The sequence below is a fragment of the Nocardia sp. 852002-20019_SCH5090214 genome (assembly GCF_001665865.1).
In the GTDB taxonomy this organism is placed as follows: Bacteria; Actinomycetota; Actinomycetes; order Mycobacteriales; family Mycobacteriaceae; genus Nocardia; species Nocardia nova.
In genome coordinates this window covers 1-623 of the sequence record NZ_LZMK01000184.1, presented here as the reverse complement: position 1 = coordinate 623, position 623 = coordinate 1, and the positions used below count along the sequence as shown (strand labels likewise).

General features: G+C 56.7%; 1 protein-coding gene. It reads left to right on the top strand.

Going from position 1 to position 623, the window contains the following annotated elements; all coding sequences use genetic code 11:
* A partial coding sequence (locus A5780_RS41855; RefSeq protein WP_231982954.1) for a hypothetical protein occupies positions 1–228 on the top strand: 228 nt, incomplete at its 5' end.
* Between the last annotated feature and the right edge of the window lie 395 nt (positions 229–623).

The window sequence follows — 623 nt, the reverse complement described above, 5'->3', positions numbered from 1 at the left end:
TGGGCGGCGATCGTCAGTCCGTTCGAGACTGCCGCAGAGCCGGTATCGATCCAGGAAAGAACGACCATCGGATCCACAATCAATTTCCCTTCGAAGCAGGAGCAGTTGCCCTACCATCAAAACGCGGAAAATTGTGATTCACCAGGCGTTGAAGGGATGGAGTTTTTATATATACTCGCGCTATCCCCACAAAGAGGTGGATTTACCTGCGACAGCGGCGAAAATTGATACTCCCAGTATCCCTCGAAATTTTTCCCGCCCATCGCCGATTGGTGAGCACCACGTCGTGAACACCGCCGTTGATCGACCTCGAGCGCGCCTCTTCGCCAGCAAGACCGCTGGTTATTCGTTGCCGCCATCGAGGGATTCTGGTAGAACGAAAGCGCTCGGGGGAGAAAGCTTTTCACCAATTCCTGCATTCGTTGACACGAAAGTGTCGGCGTTCGAGGGGGTTTCATGACCACCACCACACCCGATTCACCTGACGCTCGACAGCCACCGGATGTGCACCGTTTGACTGGCGATGTGCCGGTTCGAATTCCAACCCTCGGGCCCTGGCTACGGGTGATGCGCGAACACCGCGACCTGACCCGCGAGCTGGCCGGCCAGTACACACACGTCAG